Consider the following 20,039-nt stretch of genomic DNA (forward strand, 5'->3'; position numbering starts at 1 on the left):
AAGAATTTCACCCGCGACGAAGCGGGTGTCAGTGATCCCGCGCCAGGCCGTGACGGCGCATCTTGCGATACAGCGTGTTGCGGCTGAGGCCAAGCGCCTCGGCGGTGCGGGTTACATGCCACTGTTGCGCCTTGAGCGCTGTCAGCAGGGCCTCCCGCTCGGCGTCGGCCAACGGCGCCGCTGCCACGCTCGGTTCACGCCTGAACTCTACAGGTAGTGCTTGGAGGTCGATCACCCCGCCGTCCGCCAAGGCAACGAGCGTTCGCAGTACTGTCCGCAATTGCCGTACGTTGCCCGGCCAGGAATGGGCGAGCAGGCATGCGCGGGCCTCTTCGCTCAGCCAGATAGCGCCATCCGGCGCTTCCATCGCCAGCAGGTGATCGAGCAGTTGTGATTTGTCGGTACGGTCACGCAGGGGCGGCAGATCAATGGTCAGGCCGGCCAGGCGGTAATAGAGGTCTTCCCGAAAGGTACCTTCGTGCACGCGCTCCAGCAGGTTCCTATGGCTCGCACTGATGATGCACACATCCAGCGCTTCCGGCTCGCCGCCGATGGGCTCCACTTCTCTGGCTTCCAGCACCCGCAACAACCGGGTTTGCAGGCCAAGCGGCATGTCGCCGATTTCGTCCAGCAAGAGGGTGCCACCGTGTGCCTGCCGTAACTTGCCCCGCTGCCCATCCTTGCTCGCGCCGGTGAAACTGCCGGGGCGATAGCCGAACAACTCGCTCTCGATCAAGCCTTCGGGAATGGATGCACAATTGAGCGCCACGAATGGCTGGCCGGTGCGGCTGCTGGCCAGGTGGACGGCCCTTGCGAAGGCCTCTTTGCCCGAGCCGGTTTCGCCGCTGAGCAGCAACGGTACGTCGCGCTCCACAACCCGGCAGGCCCGGCGAAACGCCTCGGCAAGTGCAGGGTCTTCGAGGCAAGGGCCAGTCTGCGCAGGTGTGGCGGCTTTAGCGGTCACCGCTGGCACGCGCGCCGATGGTGCCCTTGATACCCGGGCGGGCGCGCCGGAGACAGAAGCGAACAACGCCCTGCCGTCGCGGCAGCGTAATGGCCAGGTTGCCGAAGTGGCCTGTCGGGAGCGGTCGAGGAAAGATGCTTCTGAACAGTCGAACAGTTCGTGCAGCGCTCGTCCTTTCAGCGCGGCCTGCCCAAGCAGCTTTATCGCGCTCTGGTTCGCCGCCCTTATCCGGCCGTCTTCGCCAAACGCCAGCAGCCCATCAGAAAATGCACCGGCCGGCCCCGGTCGCACTTGCAAGCGCAGCAGCCACTGGTTTTGGTATTGGCGCAGGAAGTAGGCGTTTTCGATGCTCCTCGCCGTCAGGTTTACCAAGGCTACGGTATGAAACTGGCTCTGCCGGCTGCCATCGGCCACCGCAGAAACATCCAGCACCGCCAGCAACTCTCCACTGGGATCGAACACCGGGCTGGCAGAGCAGGTGAGCCCGGTATGGCGGCTGCGGAAGTGTTCGTTACCGTGGATGGTCAGTGGCTGGCGTTCCACAAGGCAGGTGCCAATGCCGTTGGTGCCTTCGCAGGCTTCGCTCCAATCCGCTCCCAGCCACAAGCCAGCCTGCTCGAATACCCGGCGCTCGGGGCTTGCCGTCACACAGCTGAGGATCACACCACTGGCATCGGTGAGTAGCACCGCATGCCCGGCGCCCCCTAGCTGCCGGTGCAGGTCGTTCATCTCGCCGTCTGCCACGCCAAGCACCTGCCGGAGGCGCTCGCGGCCGTCGAGCACGCGGCTGTGCTCTACCACGCAAGGCGCGGCCAGGGTGGCAGGGTCCAGCTTGTAGTCATCCAGGCAGCGCAACCACGAACGGGTGACCGCCAACTCGGCGGCCGGCGCCGGTGACTGGGCCAGGCTTCGGGCCGCGCTGATGACATGCCGCACATGGCGGCTGGATGGATCGCTGTGCATTGTTGTTGTACTCCCTTGCCGGGGGAGCATCAGCATCCTCCAGCCCTGCGGGCAATGCAACGCCGCAGCCGATGTGCGCCGCCGGTGTATCGGATATGGCACAACTTTGTCACTCAGCCGTGTCGCAACCGGTACAACCGCTGCGCTGCAAGGGCTGGGAGTGCCTGAAACAGGAGGCCCCAGCGCAGTGGCCCGGGCTTTGCTCTACGCTCTACAGACGCTAACGCGCGTGTTCCGCAAACAATAAAAGCCCAGGAGACACCCATGCGATACGCACACCCCGGCACCGAAGGCGCCACCGTTTCCTTCAAGGAACGCTATGGCAACTACATCGGTGGCCGTTTCGTAGAACCGGTGAAAGGGCAGTACTTCACCAATACCTCCCCGATCAATGGCCAGCCCATTGCCGAATTCCCGCGTTCAACCGCCGAGGACATCGACAAGGCACTGGACGCCGCCCACGCCGCTGCCGATGACTGGGGCCGCACCTCGGCACAGGCGCGCTCGCTGGTGCTGCTGAAGATTGCCGACCGCATCGAGCAGAATCTCGAACTGCTGGCCATTACCGAAACCTGGGACAACGGCAAGGCCATTCGCGAAACGCTGAATGCTGATATCCCGCTGGCGGCGGACCACTTCCGCTACTTTGCCGGGGCCCTGCGCGCCCAGGAGGGCAGTGCGGCCGAGATCGACGGCAATACCGTGGCTTATCACATCCATGAACCGCTCGGCGTGGTCGGCCAGATCATCCCTTGGAACTTCCCCATCCTGATGGCCGCCTGGAAGCTGGCCCCGGCACTGGCGGCAGGCAACTGCGTGGTGCTCAAGCCCGCCGAGCAGACCCCGCTGGGGATCTCGGTACTGCTGGAAGTGATCGGAGACCTGCTGCCACCGGGCGTGCTCAACGTTGTGCAGGGCTATGGCAAGGAAGCGGGTGAAGCCCTGGCCACCAGCAAGCGTATCGCCAAGATCGCATTCACCGGGTCTACCCCGGTGGGTTCGCACATCATGAAATGTGCAGCGGAGAACATCATCCCCAGCACGGTGGAGCTGGGCGGCAAGTCACCGAACATTTTCTTCGAAGACATCATGCAGGCCGAACCTTCGTTTATCGAAAAAGCCGCCGAAGGTGTGGTACTGGCCTTCTTCAACCAAGGTGAGGTGTGCACCTGCCCGTCCCGGGTACTGGTTCAGGAGTCGATCTACGGGGCCTTCATGCAAGAGGTAATGAAGAAGGTCGAGCAGATCAAACGCGGCGACCCACTCGATACCGACACCATGATCGGCGCCCAGGCTTCGCAGCAGCAGTTCGACAAGATCCTGTCCTACCTGCAGATCGCCAAGGATGAAGGCGCCGAATTGCTGGCCGGCGGCCAGGTGGAAAAACTCGAGGGCGACCTGTCCACGGGCTACTACATCCAGCCTACCTTGCTCAAGGGCAATAACCGCATGCGGGTGTTCCAGGAGGAGATCTTCGGGCCGGTGGTCAGCGTGACCACCTTCAAGGATGAGGCCGAAGCGCTGGCAATCGCCAACGATACCGAGTTTGGCCTGGGCGCCGGGGTGTGGACCCGCGACATCAATCGCGCCTATCGCATGGGCCGCGGCATCAAGGCCGGGCGCGTATGGACCAACTGCTACCATCTCTACCCCGCGCATGCGGCCTTCGGTGGCTACAAGAAGTCCGGCGTAGGCCGCGAAACCCACAAGATGATGCTCGATCACTACCAGCAAACCAAGAACCTGTTGGTGAGCTACGACATCAACCCGCTCGGCTTCTTCTAAAACGCCCCTGGCAGGCGCCTTCCCGAGGGCGCCTGCCGTCTGTTTCCTGCCAGGTGGGCTTGCCCTTCGCCCACTGTGCGCTATCTATTGCTCATTGCCCGATTCCCACGGTGCTTCGCCGTACCTGCCATTGCCCTGCGTTTCTGCGCAACCTGACCCACGAGGCACTGATGCATATCACCCAAGCCACACTGGATCACCTGGACCTGATTGCCCCGTTGTTCGTGAAATATCGGGAGTTTTACGGGGAGCTGTCGTTTCCCGAGGCGTCTCGAACGTTTCTGGAAAAGCGATTGCGGCGCAAGGAGTCGGTGATCTTCCTCGCGTTCCCAGACGCTGACAGCCAACGTTTGCTGGGCTTTTGCCAGCTTTATCCGAGCTTTTCCTCTCTCGCCTTGAAGCGCGTGTGGATACTCAACGATATCTATGTGGCTGAAGATGCACGACGTATGTTGGTGGCCGACAACCTGATGCGCACAGCCAGGAAGCTGGCCCGTGACAGCAATTCAGTCCGTATGCGCGTGTCCAGCAGTGTGAACAACGAAGTCGCGCATCGCGTGTACGAATCCATCGGGTTCGTCGAGGACCACGAGTTCAAGAACTATGTGTTGCCGATCACCGACTGAACATCGTGGGTGATCACCCGTATAATGGCCGCTTTTGCCCTGCTGGGCCGGATACAGGTGGCGTATATGGACTTCAACCCGCTGGACCTCATTCTTCACCTGGACGTGTACCTGAACCAGCTGGTGACCCAGTACGGAAGCTGGATCTACCTTATTCTGTTCGCCGTGATCTTCTGCGAAACCGGGCTGGTAGTGCTGCCGTTCCTGCCGGGCGACTCGTTGCTGTTCATTGCGGGTGCCGTAGCGGCCGGCGGCGGCATGGACCCTGTAATGCTCGCCGGGCTATTGATGGCGGCGGCGATCCTGGGTGACAGCACCAACTACGTGGTAGGCCGTACGATTGGCGAAAGGCTGTTCGCCAACCCGCATTCCCGTGTGTTCCGCCGGGATTACCTGCTGCGCACGCAAGCCTTCTACGACCGCCACGGCGGGAAAACCGTCACCCTGGCGCGCTTCCTGCCTATCATCCGCACCTTCGCACCCTTCGTTGCAGGTGTGGCCCACATGCCTTACCTGCGCTTCGTGGCCTTCAGCGTGGCCGGCACCGTGGCCTGGGTAGGCGGGTTGGTCACCTTGGGCTACTTCTTCGGCAACGTTCCGTTCATCAAGCAAAACCTTACCCTGATGGTGCTGTTCATCGTGGGGCTGTCGTTGCTGCCGATGATTATCGGTTTGGTCCGCGCCCGCACAGGCGGCGCGGCAAAGGCCGCCAGCCGCTGATGTGGAGTTGGCAGGCCTGGAAGCGTCGGCGCACCCTGCGCCGGCATGCGATCAGCGAGGCTCAGTGGGCCGCTGTACGCCAGGCCCTGCCGATACTCGATGGCATTAGCCCGGAAGCCGACCACCAACTGCGCGAGCGTAGCTTGCTGTTCCTTGCCGACAAAACCCTCACCACCCTCCCCGGCCTTGAGCTGACCGACCACGACTGCCTGCTGCTTGCCGCCCAGGCGCAGCTGCCGCTGCTGGGGCTGGACGAGCTGGGCTGGTACAACGGCTTTCACGAGATCGTGCTGTACCCCGACGATTTCCGCAGCCCACAGCGCCATCGCGACGCCAGCGGGATCGAACATGAATGGGACGCCGAACACAGTGGCGAAGCGTGGCAGCAAGGCCCGGTCATTCTTGCCTGGCCGGGCGTGAGCTCCAGCGGTGGGTGGGACGGCTACAACCTGGTGATTCACGAGCTGGCACACAAGCTGGACATGCTCAATGGCGACGCCAACGGCCTGCCCCCGCTGCACCGGGGCATGCCGGTGCGAAAGTGGGCCGAGGCCATGCAGCACGCTTTCGATGACCTCAATGCCCAGCTGGATGTGGATGAAAACGCCGAAACCGCCATTGACCCGTACGCAGCGGAAAACCCGGCGGAGTTCTTTGCCGTTGCCAGCGAATATTTCTTCAGCGCGCCCGACCTGCTGGTCGCCGCCTACCCTGAGGTTTACCAGCAACTTCAGGCGTTCTACCGGCAGGATCCCCTGCATCGCCTGCACACGTCGCAAGCAGTGCCGACTGCCGCCGAACCGCTGGCCTGAGGGCCGTGCAACCGACCGCTCGCATGGCGGTCCTACCGTGGCGCCGTATTCGCGATATGCCTATAATCCCGCCACTTTTGCCAAAAACTGGCCTCAACGATCCGACTGTTAACGGGAGCACTATTGATGAGCTACAGCAAGATCCCAGCCGGCAAGGACCTGCCGAACGACATTCATGTCGTTATCGAGATCCCGGCCAACCACGCGCCGATCAAGTACGAAGTGGACAAGGACAGCGACGCGCTTTTCGTTGACCGCTTTGTCGCTACCCCGATGTTCTACCCGGCCAACTACGGCTACATCCCCAACACCCTGGCCGATGATGGCGACCCGCTGGACGTGCTGGTAGTGACCCCGTACCCGGTTGTGCCTGGCTCGGTCATTCGCGCCCGCCCGGTTGGCGTGCTGATGATGGACGACGAAGGTGGCGGCGACGCCAAGGTCCTGGCCGTGCCTCATGACAAGTTGAGCGCGCTGTACAAGGATGTGAAGGAATACACCGATCTGCCGCCACTGCTGCTGCAACAGATCCAGCACTTCTTCGAGAACTACAAGGCCCTGGAGCCTGGCAAGTGGGTAAAACTCAAGGACTGGGGCAACGCTGACGCTGCCCGCGCGGAAATCACCAAGTCCGTAGCGGCTTACAAAGAGTAAGTACGCGGTTGAGTGAAAAGAAGCCCTGGCCTTGTGCCGGGGCTTTTTTTGTTCCAACCACTTGCCGATTCCGCCGCTCTGCTGGGCGGGCCGCCGCCAACGCGTGCTGCTACAGTGTTGGACGTGCTCCTGTGGCAGGAGGCCTTGGCGCGACAGCTTTTTTTGCAGCCGCTGGCCCGATTACCCCTATCCAACCCCCGCCTGCGCCGCTACCATGGCGCCACTTCGGTACCAGCCTTCGGGCCAGTGCCCGGCGAGCCAGCTACCCGCCAGCCCGCCTGCTATTGCTTGATGCAGCAGCACCCTACCTTTTGCAGATAGGTACGGCCTACCAAAAATAGGCCAGACTTATCGACGAGAAGCCGGCCACAAGCCGGCTTTTTAATGTTCGTAATTCGGCCGCTGAAACATACGGATTCGCCATGCCTTACACCCTGCTGCTTGTAGTCCTGTATGTCGTTTCGCTGATAGCGTTCTGCATAATCGCCGCCCGGCTTCCCGTGCTGTCGAAAGAGGCCCTGCACCGGGTTTCATCACTCGATGGCCTTCGGGGAATCCTGGCGACTTCCGTCATGGCGAGCCATTTCGCGATCAGCTATTACTGGCACACTACCGGTGTGTGGCAAACCACGGACAGCCGACTGCTGAACAATATGGGCGCGGTACCCGTCTCGCTGTTTTTCATGATTACCGGCTACCTGTTCACCGCCAAGGTGTACAAGACCACCCCGCGCTGGGGGGCAGTATTGTCGTCCCGTTTGCGACGTATCTTCCCGATGTACCTGTTCACCATCCTGTTGATCGGCGCCATCAGTGTTTATCAAACCCGCGGCACCCTTGCTCCATTGGGGGAAACATTGGCTGGCCTGTGGCACTGGGTGATTTTCATTGGCAAGCCCATCAATGGTTTTCAGGACACGGTACGCATAAACGCTTCGGTGCAATGGACATTGCTATACGAAGCGGTCTTCTACCTGAGCCTGCCCGCGATCTACTGCATTCTGCGCCGCCGGTTGCCGGGGATGGCGCTGCTGGTCTCGGTAGTAGCGCTCGCGCTGCTATGGCCGGAGTACCATCACCACTTCCATACAAAATTCATCAAGCTGTTTGTCGTCGGCGGGGCCGTGGCACTTTTCGAGGACCGGTTGAAAAACCTGTCGATCAATTACGCTGGCCTTGGATGCACCGCGGTTGCACTCATTGTGCTGGTCGCCAGCCTGTACATGAAGTCCTACTCGAAACTGCAGATGATCATTCTCGGGATTCCATTTGCGTTGTTCGTGCTCGGAAACAGCCTGCACGGGCTGCTGGAAAATCGCGGTTTGAAAGTTCTTGGCGAAGCGAGCTTCAGCATTTACCTGCTGCACGGCATCGTGATCTACACCCTCTTCAGCCTGTTCTCGGTATACGACTTCGATACGCCTGATTTCTCACGTTACGTGCTTTATCTGCCGGTCGTGATCATCCTGGTCAGTGCTTTGAGCGTACTGACCTACTGGTGTATCGAGCGCCCGTTTCTGCGCAGCAGCAGCCGGGGCGCCTCGACCGGGAGCGGTGGCGAAAGCGCCAAGGCCTGAGCGGGCAGCATTCGCCGGGATCGCCCCCAAGGCAGCGTCGGCCTGCACTTGGGCGTGGCTCAAATTGTTACCTCATCTTCAGCCGCCATTAAGCAACCGCTCAGAACCTTCCCGCTCGCAGGTGCCTCCAACCCTCACGCCTTTGACCGGAGCCGTCTGCCATGCGCCTCAACGCCGCCTCTCCTCCACGCATTACTGCTGCGTTGTTTATCCTGTTTGGCTTGCTGATGCTCGGGGCGGGGGGCTGGTTGGCGGTGCTGGGGGGCTCCTGGTATTACCTGTTTGCCGGTATCGGCCTGGCGGCCAGTGGCAGGCTGCTGTGGCGTGGCCGGCGGCTGGGTGTGCGGTTGTATGGCGCGCTGTGGCTGCTGACAGTTATCTGGGCCTTCTGGGAGGTAGGGCTGGATGTCTGGGGGTTGCTCCCCCGGGTACTGGTACCGACCTTGCTGGGTTTATACCTGCTGCTGCCTTTCGTTCAGCGCGGGCTCGACCGCAGCGGGCCGGTGAGCAACCGGCGTTACTTCTGGGTACCACTATGTGGCGTGGCGCTGGTGGCGGCGCTTGTGGCCTACAAACCTTCAGAGCCGGCCGCCAGAGGCTTGCCTGAGGTAATGGCGGGCTTCACCGGCGCGAACCAGGACGGCCAGGATTGGCGCTATTACGGCGGCACGCCGGCGGGGGATCGCTGGTCACCGCTGGGGCAGATCACCCCGGCCAATGTGGATAACCTGCAGCTGGCCTGGAGCTTGCGAACAGGCGACCTGCCCAGGCAAGGCGAGAACAGCCACGGGTATGAATTCAATTTCGAAGTCACCCCGCTCAAGGTGGGCGATAGCCTCTACATCTGCACGCCGCACCGGGAAGTCATTGCCCTTGATGCCGTGACAGGGGCGCAGCGGTGGCGCTTCACGCCGCAGAACGACACCTCCAACAACGCCTACCTGGCCTGCCGCGGCGTGGCGTATTACCAAGCGCCGGCCGGCACCCCCTGCCCGCAGCGAATCATTTCTACTACCGCGGATGCCCGGCTGTTCGCGCTGGACGCCACCACTGGCGCCCTGTGCGAAGGCTTTGGTGATCACGGCTTCGTGAACCTTCGCGCGCATCTTGGGGACGTCCCCAAGGGCTTCCACTTCATCACCTCGCCGCCCTTGGTAGCCAAAGGCAAACTGCTGCTGGGCGGCTGGATCTACGATGGCCAGAAAACCAACGAACCGTCTGGCGCGGTGAGAGCGTTCGACCCTGTCACGGGCGAGCTGCTTTGGGCCTGGGATGTGGGCCGGCCGGAGGAAGCGGTCCAGCACCCGTCGGCGGACGAACACTTCACGCCCGGCACGCCCAACGCCTGGGGCGTATATACCGCAGACGTGGAACATGGGCTGGTGTACCTGCCCACGGGTAACGCCGTGCCGGACTACTACGGGGCCAAGCGGCGGCCTTTCGATGAGCGCTACTCCAGTTCTGTAGTGGCTGTGGATATCGATACCGGCGCACCGCGCTGGAGCTTCCAGACGCTGCACCATGACCTGTGGGATATGGACGTGCCTATCGGCCCCTCCCTGCTGGACATTCCCGGTGCCGGCGGTGAACCTATTCCTGCGCTGGTGCAAACCACGAAACGTGGCGAGCTGTTTGTACTCAACCGGCTTACCGGCGAACCGATCGTTCCGGTTGAAGAGCGCCCAGCGCCGCAGGGTGGATTGCCGGATGATCCAACCGCACCCACACAACCCTACTCGGCAGGCCTGCCCAGCTTCGCGCCACCCGCAGTGCGCGAGAAGGATGCGTGGGGTATCACCCCGGTGGACCAACTGCTGTGCCGGCTGGAATTCAAGCGGCTGAACTACCAGGGCGCGTTCACGCCGTTCTCGCTTGAGCGTAAAACCCTGGTGTACCCGGCGTTCGACGGGGTGATCGACTGGCACGGCGCAAGTGTGGACCCACAGCGGCAGCGCCTGTACGCGAACTTGAGCTACATCCCGTTCACGGCCAAGGTGGAACCCCGCGAACAGGCGGAGGCCAATGGCACCGTTGAACCGTGGAACGGCGTGGGCCAACCGCCTCGCCCCAAGGAATTCGCGGTGAACCCGCAATACGGAACGCCCTATGTCGTTACCGTGGAACCTTGGCTGGGCGTATTGGGCGCGCCCTGCAAGGCGCCGCCATGGGGGCAGCTGGCTTCGATCGACCTGAAAACCCGCCAATTGTTGTGGCGGCGCGACGTGGGCACCACCCGGGACATGGGCCTGTTCAAGACCCATTTCAACCTGCCGCTGTCCACGGGCATCTTTAACATCGGCGGCAACCTGAACACCGCCAGTGGCGTGGTATTCATGGGTGCCACCGCCGATGACTACCTGCGGGCGTTCGAAGCGGGCAGCGGCCGTGAGCTGTGGCGCCAGCGCCTGCCTGCGGGTGGCCAGGCCACCCCTATGACCTATCAAGGCGCCGATGGCCGGCAATACGTGGTAATCGCCGCCGGTGGGCACGGTGGGTTGGGTACGCGGGCCGGGGACTACATCATGGCCTACGCGCTGCCGAAGGCATCACAATGATGCCTTCGGCGGATGCTCAAGCCAAAGGGCCGCCCTCGCCGGCCAGCTCCCGCTCGATCTGCTCGATGCTGGGCAGGCTGGCCTGCAGCTCGGCAGGCAACGCCCCTACCAGTTGATATTCAGCCACTCCCATGGGGCGGGCGCTGTTTCGCAGGGCGTATTCCGCCACCACCTTGTTCTTGCTCTTGCACAACAGCAAGCCAATGGTGGGGCCGTCCTGGGGATGCTTGAGCTGTGCGTCCACTGCGGTGAGGTAGAAGCTCAGCTGGCCAAGGTGCTCGGGCTTGAACTTGCCGGCCTTGAGCTCGATCACCACATAGCAGCGCAGCTTGAGGTGGTAGAACAGCAGGTCGATGAAGAACTCGTCCCCGCCGACATCCAGCAATACCTGCTTGCCAACGAAGGCGAAACCCGCGCCCAGCTCCAGCAGAAAGTCGGTGACATGCCGAACGAGCGCGCTTTCGATATCGCGCTCCTGGGCCTCGACCGTCAAGCCGAGGAAGTCGAAACGGTACGGATCTTTCAGAGACTCCCGGGCCAGGTCGGATTGCGCCCAGGGGAGGCGGCTGTCGAAGTTACTTACGGCCTGGCCCGTGCGCTCCAGCAGGCGGGCTTCGATCTGCATCACCAGTACGTTGCGCGACCAGTTGTGTTCGATGGCTTTGGCGGCATACCAGCGTCGGGTTTCAGGGCCAGGGAGTTTGTCCAGCAACGCCAACTGGTGATACCACGGCAATTGTGCAAGCACCTCTTGCACAAACTCCGCGTCGGGCCAGGCTTCGGCAAACGCGCGCATGTATTTGAGGTTGCGGGGCGAAAACCCTTTCATGTCCGGGAACGCCGCACGCAGGTCGCGTGCCAGCCGGTCGATTACCTTGGTGCCCCAGCCCTGCTCGGCCTGACGACCAAGAATATCGCGGCCGATGTGCCAATAAAGCAGTACCAGCTCGCGATTTACCGCAAGGGTGGCCCGTTGCTGCGCGCCATGGATTCGGTTTTTGAGGTCGGCAAGCCAGGCGCTGTAGCCTTCAGGAGGCAGGCCGGGGCCAACAGAAATGTCACTCATGCCTTTGCTCGCGCAGGTAGAAGGCGCCTACCTTAAATCAACACCGAAACGAGCCCAAGAACCCGCGGGCTGACTATGTGAGCAGAGGTTACCAACAGGGCTTTCTACGAGAGAGGGAGCAAAAGCAGCGATGGGCCGGCGTCCTGCCGGCCCGGGGATTACCTTCAGTGCCATAACCCTGCCAGGTACTCATGACCGGCAGCGGTTAACGTAAGCCTGAACACGATGGCCCGATCCGGGTTGTACACGCGTTCACTGCGAAGAAAGCCCGCAAGCACCAAGGCTTGCAAGGTCTGCGTCAACTGCCCGCGATGGGTAGATTGACCGGAGGCTACGTCAGCAAGAAGGCAGCGATGGGTTTTCTTATAGTCAAGCATGGCAAACTTCCTTCTACAGTTTTCTTATTGTTAAGAAGCACTGTAGCCCACCCTTGAGCGCTCTACCATGCGGGTCACGTGAATAGTCCGGATCGGGCGGGACCGGCAATTCCGGAAACAGGAACCGAAGCCCCGGTTTCCGTGGCTTCGGGTAATTGTGACAGGCGTCACAGCGGGGGAAAAAATTTTTGCATGTGGGCTCAAAGCGCAATCAGCCCGCGAACAGACCGTTCGCGGGCCGTTTTGACCTGTAGCGAGGTTTACTTGTTCAGGAACGCCAACAGGTCTTCGTTCAGCTGTTCCTGGTGGGTCACAGCGAAGCCATGAGGGGCGCCTTCGTACACTTTCAGCTCGGCGCCGGGCACCGCTTGAGCCGCCAGCTTGCCCGTGGTCTCGAAGGGCACGATCTGGTCCGCATCGCCGTGGATGACCAGCGTGGGCACGTCAACCTTGGCCAGGTCCGCGCGGAAGTCAGTTCCGGAGAAGGCGGTAACGCAATCCACAGTGCCTTTGAGCGAGGCCAGCAGCGCGATATTCAACGTTTGCGTGAGCACGCCCTCGGAGACGGTCTGGTTTTTGTTGGTGCCATAGAATGGCGCGGCGAAGTCGCTGATGAACTGCGCGCGGTCCTTCAGCAGGCCGGCCTTGATACCGTCGAACACGTCCTTGGGCACGCCCTCGGGGAAGCTCTCGGTCTTGCCGAAGATGGGCGTTACCGCGCCCAGCAGCACCAGCCCAGCCACTTTAGCCGTGCCGTGGCGGCCGATGTATCGGCTGATGTCGCCGCCGCCCATGGAGAACCCGACCAGCGTTACGCTCTCCAGGCCCAGGTGCTCGATCAGCTGGTGAATGTCCTCGGCGAAGGTGTCGTAGTCATAACCGGTCCATGGTTGGCTGGAGCGGCCGAACCCGCGGCGGTCGAAGGCGATGGTGCGGTAGCCCCGGGAGGCCAGGTAATGCATTTGCGAATCCCACATGTCCGCGTCCAGCGGCCAGCCGTGGCTGAACAGTACGGCCTTGCCCTGGCCCCAGTCCTTGAAGTAGATCTCGGTGCCATCAGCGGTGGTAAAGGTGCTCATACGTCTTGCCTCCAGTGCGTGGTTTACGGTTTAAACGGGAGCCAGCGCCGAATGTATGTCTACCGTGCCACTGAGCAGCCGGTGGATCGGGCAGGCATTGGCCACCTGCAGCAGGCGTTGGCGCTGGGTATCGTCGAGGTCACCCTGCAGCGAGATCTGCCGTTGGATACGAGTAAGGCCAGCGGCGGGGTCTTCGACCGTGATCTCCAGCGCAACGTGAATGCCTTCAAGTGGTAGCTGCTTTCGCCGGGCGTACAAGCCCAGCGTAATCGCCGTGCAGGCACCCAGAGAGCTCAGCAGCAATTCATGAGGCCCGGGGCCTGCGTTTTCAGTGCCTTCCTGTGCGATGTCGGCAAGCCATTGGTGGGTGCCGTCCGACAGGGTGACCTGATAAGGCACGGAGGCGGAAGTGGCGGTGACCTGGGAGGGCATGACGGGCTCCGACAGAGGGAAACTGCGATGGCGCTGACTATGACCCATGCTGCCTTGAGACTTCTTGCACGGCTGTGCTCATTTGCCTGCCGATAAGCCTGCCGTCATCCCTGAGTATGATTGCCGGGGCGAAGTTCATGCACTACCGTTCACGGGATTGAACGAACTTCTCCCGAATGAATCGCATAGCGCGGAAAACCCATGATCCAGCTCGGTAATGCGTCGATTTCGCTCGAGCGCCGCGAGGCTTTCCTCGATGGCCAGGCCCTGCGCCTGGGAGGTCGCGCCTTCGATATCCTTGCACTGCTGCTTCAGGCGCCTGGGCGGCTGGTGACCAAGGACGAATTGCTGGAGCAGGTATGGCCCGGCATGGTGGTAGAAGAAAACAACCTTCAGGTGCACATCTGCACGCTGCGAAAGGTTCTGCGGGTAGGTACCCAGGTCATTGAAACGGTCCCACGACGCGGTTACCGCTTGAACCTGTCGGACGCACCGGTCACTCACCCGGTCCTTGCAAAGGCCCCGCCCCTTATGGCCGCGATCGACGCCGATCATGGCCTTATCCCATTGGTGCATATTGTCGACGATGATCCTGCCGTGTGCGCCGCCATTACGCGCCTGCTACGGTCCGAAGGGTTTGAAGCGGCGAGCTATACCGATGCCGCAGCTTTTTTGCGGCAAACCTCCGGCGAGCGCCCAGGTTGCGTGCTGCTGGACGTGAACCTTACACAAGGCACGGGCTTTGACGTGCAGGACGCGCTGCTGAGGCGCGGAGCCTGCCTGCCGATCATTTTCATGACCGGCTACGGCACTATCGCGATGTCAGTAAAAGCCATGAAAGCGGGCGCCGAAGAGTTTCTGACCAAACCCTTCAATGATGACCGCCTGTTGGATGTGGTCCGCAATGCCATTGAACAGGCCCGGCAAGCATTGACGCGCCGACGCCGCCATTCCCAGGTCGCACAGCGGCTGACATCGCTGACCATGCGCGAACGGGAAGTGCTCGAATGGCTCATCAAGGGCCGGCAAAGCAAGCAGATTGCAACGCTGCTCGGCACCCGGGAAGTGACGGTCAAGGTTCACAAAAAGCACGTAATGGCCAAAATGCGCGCTCGCACGTTGGTCGAGTTGGTGAACCTATGCACAATGCTCGGCATGGTGCCTGACGTCGCCGAGCTTGAGTTGATCTGAACGCTCGCGACGCACACACCGAGTGGCCCACGCCGCTGTCCCCTCTTGCCGCAAAGAGCCCTGCCCATGCATGTGGTGTGCGTCGTCGACGACGATTTTTCCGTGCGAAAAAGCCTCGCCAACCTGCTCAAGTCCGCAGGTTACCAAGCACTGTGTTACGACAGTGGCGAGGCTTTTCTCGCCTCGCCTTCCGTGGATACGGCGGCGTGCCTGGTACTTGACCTGTGCATGCCCGGGCTTTCCGGCCATCAGGTACAACAGGCGCTGCGCGCACGGGGCAACGCGTTGCCGGTGGTGTGCATCTCGGCCAATGGCAATGACGCCGACGCGCGCTCGCTGGCCGAAGGCGCCGTGTGCTTTCTCGCCAAGCCCTTCACTGGCGAGGCACTGCTGAACGCCATCGAAGCCGCCGTTCAGGGCCGGCCTTAAGCTTCAAGCTGTAAGCTACAAGCTTCAAGCGGCAAGAAGATTGAGGCGGCCAGCCATGCGCGGATTGTAGCTTGTTGCTTGTAGCTTGCCGTTTCGGCCCGCCGCCTGTTTAAGGTTCTCTAAAGTACTTCCTTCCCCCATCCCGCCACACTGGCTCCGTACCCCCTAGCCAGGAGCCCCGGGCATGAATGCATTCACGCAGCCGTCAACCCTCACCCTCGACGCGGTGTCCTACCGCCTCATCGAGTCTCTGCGCGAAGCCTTGTGCACAGCGGAAGGCGGCGCGCCACAGGCCGTGTACCAGAAGGGTTTGAAGCTATGCGCGCACTTGCTTGCGCAGTATGCGGCACCTGTCGTCGAGGCTCCGGTCAGGGTTGCCCTGGCTCCGTGGCAGGAGCGCAAGGCGAAGGCGTTGATGAGCCAGGGTATGGCCACGCCGTTGTCCATCGCCGAGGTAGCCCAGGCCTGTGCCCTCTCGCGAAGCCATTTTTCCCGCGCCTTCAAAAAGAATACCGGCGTGTCCCCGAGGGATTGGCTGTTAGGCGCCCGCGTAGACCGTGCCAAGCAGCTACTGGCCAGCAGCCCCCTGCCCATTGCCCAGATCGGTGAAGAATGCGGTTTCGCCGATCAATCCCACTTTACCCGTACGTTCAGCCGCCTGGCGGGCTGTACCCCGCTGAACTGGCGTCAGGCCCAGGCCGGTTCGATACCTGCGGCGCCGCGCCAGCGCGCCGGGAGTATTACCCCTGGGGATAATACCTTCAGGGATACGGTGGGCCCCTGGTCCCTGCCGAAACAAAGCACACCGATGCAAGCCACCCGGTGAAGGCTCACGGAACATGACCTTATCCTCTCCGGCGACCTGCGCGTGCTCTGGCCCGGGCCCTGCCGCCAACCGTTCAACCGCTCTACAGGAACGCCCATGTCCGCAGAACTGATTCTCCTCAACGGCAGTTTCCATACCGTCGACCGCCAACAGCCAACCGCAAGCGCGGTGGCGATCAGCGGCGGCAAGTTCGTTGCCGTAGGCAGCGAAGCCGAAGTGCTGGCCCTGCGCACCGATGCTACCCAGATCATCGACCTCAAGGGCCGCACGGCCATCCCGGGCCTGAACGACTCCCACCTGCACTTGATCCGGGGCGGCCTTAATTACAACCTGGAACTGCGCTGGGAAGGGGTGCCGTCGGTAGCCGATGCCTTGCGCATGCTCAAAACCCAGGCAGACCGCACGCCGTCACCCCAATGGGTACGCGTGGTGGGCGGATGGAACGAATTCCAGTTCGCCGAGAAGCGCATGCCCACGCTCGAAGAGCTGAACCAGGCCGCGCCAGACACCCCGGTGTTTGTGCTACACCTCTATGACCGTGCGCTGCTCAACCGCGCTGCGCTCCGTGTGGTCGGGTATACCAAAGACACGCCAAACCCACCCGGTGGCGAGATCGTTCGCGACAGCCGGGGTGAGCCTACTGGCATGCTGATCGCGCGGCCGAACGCAATGATCCTCTACGCTACCCTGGCCAAAGGGCCCAAGCTGCCGCTGGAATACCAGGTAAATTCCACCCGCCAGTTCATGCGTGAGTTGAACCGGCTGGGGCTCACCAGCTGCATCGACGCTGGCGGGGGCTTCCAGAATTACCCGGACGATTACGAAGTTATCCAGACCCTCGCACGCGAGCAGCAGCTGACCGTACGTATCGCGTACAACCTGTTTACCCAAAAGCCCAAGGAAGAGCTGGCTGACTTCAAGCACTGGACCGGCAGCGTGAAGCTTCATCAGGGCGACGATTTCCTGCGCCACAACGGCGCCGGCGAAATGCTGGTGTTTTCCGCGGCCGATTTCGAGGACTTCCTCGAACCCCGCCCGGACTTGCCGCAGAGCATGGAGGACGAACTGGAGCCGGTTGTGCGGCACCTGGTGGAGCACCGCTGGCCCTTCCGCCTTCACGCCACCTACAACGAATCCATTTCGCGCATGCTCGATGTATTCGAGAAGGTGAACCGGGACATTCCGTTCAATGGCCTGCCGTGGTTCTTCGATCACGCCGAAACCATTACTCCTCAGAACATCGAGCGTGTACGCGCGCTGGGCGGTGGTATCGCCATTCAGGACCGCATGGCGTTCCAGGGCGAGTACTTTGTGGAGCGCTATGGCGCGGCTGCGGCTGAAGCCACGCCACCTGTGAAACGTATGCTCGCCGAAGGAGTACCGGTTGGCGCCGGGACCGATGCCACACGCGTCTCCAGCTATAACCCCTGGACGTCACTGTACTGGATGGTCAGCGGTCGCACTGTGGGCGGGCTCGAGCTGTATCCCGAAGGGCTGCCACGGTCCACCGCGCTGGAGCTGTTTACCCACGGCAGCGCGTGGTTCTCGTCCGAACAGGGCAAGAAGGGCCAGATCAAGGTCGGGCAACTCGCCGACCTGGCGGTGCTCTCGGCGGACTTCTTCAGCGTGGACCCTGAAGCCATCAAGTGGATCGAGTCGGTGCTTACCGTGGTTGGCGGCAAGGTGGTGTATGCCGACGGTGATTTCCGCCAGCTGTCGCCGCCAGCGATCCCGGTGGTGCCAGAGTGGTCCCCGGTGGCGCTCGTACCGGGCCATTACCGCCCCGCTTCGGCACCGATGGCGGCTGTTCACCAATGCCAGGGGGCCTGCGCGGTGCACGCTCATAGCCACGACCGCGCCAGGCTTTCCAATGTACCTGTCAGCCGCTTCCAGGAGTTCTGGGGGGCGTTCGGCTGCTCGTGTTTCGCGTTCTAGGGCGTGCCTTTGCGCCCCTTTTTAACTACTTCGAGGAGCAACACCATGACGATCCCCTACAAGCGCCTGAACAAGGATGACGCCGTTGTATTGCTGGTAGATCACCAGACCGGCCTCATCTCGCTGGTGCAGGATTTTTCCCCAAACGAGTTCAAGAACAACGTGCTGGCCCTCGCGGACCTGGCCAAGTTCTTCAACCTGCCAACCATCCTCACCACCAGCTTCGAACAGGGGCCCAACGGCCCTCTGGTGCCTGAGCTGAAAGCTGCCTTCCCGGATGCGCCTTACATCCCTCGCCCTGGCCAGATCAATGCCTGGGACAACGAAGACTTCGTCAAGGCGATCAAGGCCACCGGCCGCAAGCAGTTGATCATCGCTGGCGTTGTAACCGACGTCTGTGTGGCCTTCCCGACGCTGTCGGCCATCGCCGAAGGCTTTGATGTGTTCGTGGTCACTGACGCCTCGGGCACCTTCAACGAAACCGTGCAGCAGGCGGCGTGGGCTCGCATGACCGCTGCCGGGGCACAATTGATGAACTGGTTCTCGGTCGCCTGCGAACTGCATCGCGACTGGCGCAACGATATCGAAGGGCTGGGCAACCTGCTTTCCGAGCGCCTGCCAAACTACCGTAACCTGATGAACAGCTACAACGTCCTCACCTCTCGCTGAGGGGCTTGAGCGTCGCCGTCTGCGATGACGGCGGCGCCCTGCTGCACTTTTGCAGCACTGGCGTGAGAAATCGCTGCGCGAAACCCTGCGCTTCGAAGCCTAGGATGGAGCCATCACGGTCGCTTGGGCCGTTCCTCCGACAGGATTCGAACATGCACGCCTCCTCCCCGCATTCAGCCCCCGCTACGCCATGGCTGGCCATTTTCGCCGGCCTTTGCGCGAGCCTGGTCAGCATCGGCCTGGCGCGCTTCGCGTATACCCCACTGATTCCATCGCTGATCGAAGCACACTGGTTCGCCGAAGCCCAGGTGGTGTACCTGGGCGCTGCAAACCTGGCGGGCTACCTGATCGGCGCGCTGGTGGGCCACCCATTGGCAAGGCGCTGGTCCAACACCTCGGTGCTGCGCTGGATGCTGCTGGGCGTGACCCTGTCGTTCTTCGCCTGCGCCTGGCCCCTCTCCACCACGTGGTTTTTTGCATGGCGGCTGCTCTCCGGCATTGCCGGTGGCGCGATCATGGTGCTGGTGGCCGCTACCGTGCTGCCTCATGTGCCGGCCGCACGCAGGGGCCTGGCCAGCGGCGCAATTTTCATGGGGGTGGGCGTAGGTATCGCCGCCTCTGGCACATTGGTGCCTGCCTTGCTCCAGTTCGGGCTGCAGGCGACCTGGCTGGGCCTGGGCGCATTGGCATTGCTGCTGACCGCCTTGAGTTGGTTCGGCTGGCCCGCGCCACACCGCGAAGCCGCGGCCAGCCATGGGCGCATGCCTGGCAACCCGGCGCTGCGCCTGCTGTTCGGGCAATACGCACTGATGGCCGCGGGGCTGGTACCGGCCATGGTGTTTCTGGTGGATTACGTCGCTCGGGGGTTGGGCGCTGGCACTCACCAAGCGGCGCTTGTGTGGGTGTTCTACGGCCTCGGGGCCATTGTTGGGCCAATGGTGTATGGCGCACTCGCCGACCACATGGGCGCTCGCCCGGCGATCCGGCTGGTGCTGATCGCGCAAGCGGCCGCCGTAGCCGTGTTACCCCTGGCGCAGGCGTTCTGGTTATTGGCCATGGTGGCCGTCGTCATTGGTTCGTTCCCGCCGGGCATCGTGCCGCTGGCACTGGCCCGGGTACACGAGCTGTGCCCCACACATGCCCAGCAGCAAGTGGCATGGAGCCGCGCGACGGTAAGCTTCGCCAGCTTCCAGGCGCTGTCGGGTATCGCTTACTCGGTGATATTCAACGCAACGGGCGGCCATTACCGCGTGCTGTTTGGCATCGCCAGTGCGGTTTTGGTACTGGCCTGGCTGGCTCAGGAAGGGGCGGCGCGCTGGCCGGTGCGGGCCAGCGATGTGCCGCCAGGCACGGCCAGCCCCGTGCGTGGCCGGTGAGCG

18 protein-coding genes are annotated in these 20,039 nt (G+C 62.2%); 13 read left to right on the top strand and 5 right to left on the bottom strand.

From position 1 onward, the window contains the following. Window positions 1-28 precede the first annotated feature (28 nt). A complete protein-coding gene (locus AC3Z8Y_RS21265; protein WP_490087465.1) occupies window positions 29-1,927 on the bottom strand; it encodes a sigma-54-dependent Fis family transcriptional regulator in 1,899 nt (632 codons plus the stop codon). A gap of 264 nt (window positions 1,928-2,191) precedes the next feature. Between AC3Z8Y_RS21265 and exaC the strand changes: the two genes are divergently transcribed. From exaC to AC3Z8Y_RS21300, 7 genes are all read left to right on the top strand, one after another. Further along, window positions 2,192-3,712 carry an acetaldehyde dehydrogenase ExaC gene (exaC, locus tag AC3Z8Y_RS21270; RefSeq protein ID WP_490087466.1) on the top strand — a complete coding sequence of 507 codons (1,521 nt, stop codon included), beginning with the start codon at window positions 2,192-2,194 and terminating at the stop codon, window positions 3,710-3,712. A 170-nt stretch (window positions 3,713-3,882) separates the two neighbouring features. After that, the gene (locus AC3Z8Y_RS21275; protein WP_490087467.1) at window positions 3,883-4,338 is read left to right on the top strand and encodes a GNAT family N-acetyltransferase; all 456 of its coding nucleotides are present in this window, start codon (window positions 3,883-3,885) and stop codon (window positions 4,336-4,338) included. Window positions 4,339-4,404: 66 nt separating this feature from the next. Beyond that, complete coding sequence (locus AC3Z8Y_RS21280; protein ID WP_490090061.1) at window positions 4,405-5,058, top strand: DedA family protein; 654 nt, start codon at window positions 4,405-4,407, stop codon at window positions 5,056-5,058. Further along, window positions 5,058-5,870 carry a M90 family metallopeptidase gene (locus AC3Z8Y_RS21285; protein WP_490087468.1) on the top strand — a complete coding sequence of 271 codons (813 nt, stop codon included), beginning with the start codon at window positions 5,058-5,060 and terminating at the stop codon, window positions 5,868-5,870. The genes AC3Z8Y_RS21280 and AC3Z8Y_RS21285 overlap by 1 nt, the downstream gene beginning before the upstream one ends. Before the next feature lie 126 nt (window positions 5,871-5,996). Beyond that, the gene (gene ppa, locus AC3Z8Y_RS21290; RefSeq protein WP_490087469.1) at window positions 5,997-6,524 is read left to right on the top strand and encodes an inorganic diphosphatase; all 528 of its coding nucleotides are present in this window, start codon (window positions 5,997-5,999) and stop codon (window positions 6,522-6,524) included. 422 nt (window positions 6,525-6,946) lie between these two features. Next, window positions 6,947-8,101, top strand: coding sequence for an acyltransferase family protein (locus tag AC3Z8Y_RS21295; RefSeq protein WP_490087470.1), 1,155 nt, complete (start codon window positions 6,947-6,949; stop codon window positions 8,099-8,101). Window positions 8,102-8,262: 161 nt separating this feature from the next. After that, window positions 8,263-10,656: a membrane-bound PQQ-dependent dehydrogenase, glucose/quinate/shikimate family gene (locus AC3Z8Y_RS21300; RefSeq protein ID WP_490087471.1), complete on the top strand. Its 2,394-nt coding sequence runs from the start codon at window positions 8,263-8,265 to the stop codon at window positions 10,654-10,656. 16 nt (window positions 10,657-10,672) lie between these two features. Here the strand turns inward: AC3Z8Y_RS21300 and AC3Z8Y_RS21305 are convergent, their stop codons facing one another. The 4 genes from AC3Z8Y_RS21305 to AC3Z8Y_RS21320 all read right to left on the bottom strand — a co-directional run bounded on the left by AC3Z8Y_RS21305 (window position 10,673) and on the right by AC3Z8Y_RS21320 (window position 13,610). Beyond that, the gene (locus AC3Z8Y_RS21305; RefSeq protein WP_490087472.1) at window positions 10,673-11,722 is read right to left on the bottom strand and encodes a PDDEXK nuclease domain-containing protein; all 1,050 of its coding nucleotides are present in this window, start codon (window positions 11,720-11,722) and stop codon (window positions 10,673-10,675) included. 164 nt (window positions 11,723-11,886) lie between these two features. Then, window positions 11,887-12,099, bottom strand: a complete 213-nt coding sequence (locus tag AC3Z8Y_RS21310; RefSeq protein WP_181117453.1) for a hypothetical protein — start codon at window positions 12,097-12,099, stop codon at window positions 11,887-11,889. Window positions 12,100-12,359: 260 nt separating this feature from the next. Next, window positions 12,360-13,178 carry an alpha/beta fold hydrolase gene (locus tag AC3Z8Y_RS21315; protein WP_181117454.1) on the bottom strand — a complete coding sequence of 273 codons (819 nt, stop codon included), beginning with the start codon at window positions 13,176-13,178 and terminating at the stop codon, window positions 12,360-12,362. A 30-nt stretch (window positions 13,179-13,208) separates the two neighbouring features. Beyond that, the gene (locus AC3Z8Y_RS21320) at window positions 13,209-13,610 is read right to left on the bottom strand and encodes an OsmC family protein (protein ID WP_490087473.1); all 402 of its coding nucleotides are present in this window, start codon (window positions 13,608-13,610) and stop codon (window positions 13,209-13,211) included. Window positions 13,611-13,811: 201 nt separating this feature from the next. Between AC3Z8Y_RS21320 and AC3Z8Y_RS21325 the strand changes: the two genes are divergently transcribed. The 6 genes from AC3Z8Y_RS21325 to AC3Z8Y_RS21350 all read left to right on the top strand — a co-directional run bounded on the left by AC3Z8Y_RS21325 (window position 13,812) and on the right by AC3Z8Y_RS21350 (window position 20,036). Next, a complete protein-coding gene (locus AC3Z8Y_RS21325; RefSeq protein ID WP_490087474.1) occupies window positions 13,812-14,801 on the top strand; it encodes a response regulator in 990 nt (329 codons plus the stop codon). A gap of 66 nt (window positions 14,802-14,867) precedes the next feature. Further along, window positions 14,868-15,230 (top strand): response regulator transcription factor, encoded by a 363-nt coding sequence (locus tag AC3Z8Y_RS21330; RefSeq protein WP_490087475.1) that lies wholly within the window; start codon window positions 14,868-14,870, stop codon window positions 15,228-15,230. 184 nt (window positions 15,231-15,414) lie between these two features. Continuing rightward, complete coding sequence (locus tag AC3Z8Y_RS21335; protein ID WP_490087476.1) at window positions 15,415-16,056, top strand: helix-turn-helix domain-containing protein; 642 nt, start codon at window positions 15,415-15,417, stop codon at window positions 16,054-16,056. 96 nt (window positions 16,057-16,152) lie between these two features. Beyond that, entirely contained in the window at window positions 16,153-17,991 is a 1,839-nt protein-coding gene (locus AC3Z8Y_RS21340; RefSeq protein WP_490087477.1) for an amidohydrolase, read from the top strand. Between the two features lie 45 nt (window positions 17,992-18,036). After that, a complete protein-coding gene (ycaC, locus tag AC3Z8Y_RS21345; RefSeq protein ID WP_490087478.1) occupies window positions 18,037-18,660 on the top strand; it encodes an isochorismate family cysteine hydrolase YcaC in 624 nt (207 codons plus the stop codon). Window positions 18,661-18,812: 152 nt separating this feature from the next. Next, on the top strand, window positions 18,813-20,036 hold the full coding sequence (locus AC3Z8Y_RS21350) for a YbfB/YjiJ family MFS transporter (protein ID WP_490087479.1): 1,224 nt from the start codon (window positions 18,813-18,815) through the stop codon (window positions 20,034-20,036). The last annotated feature ends 3 nt before the right edge of the window (window positions 20,037-20,039 follow it).

The sequence above is a fragment of the Pseudomonas sp. 3MAES_34.3B genome, assembly GCF_058145875.1.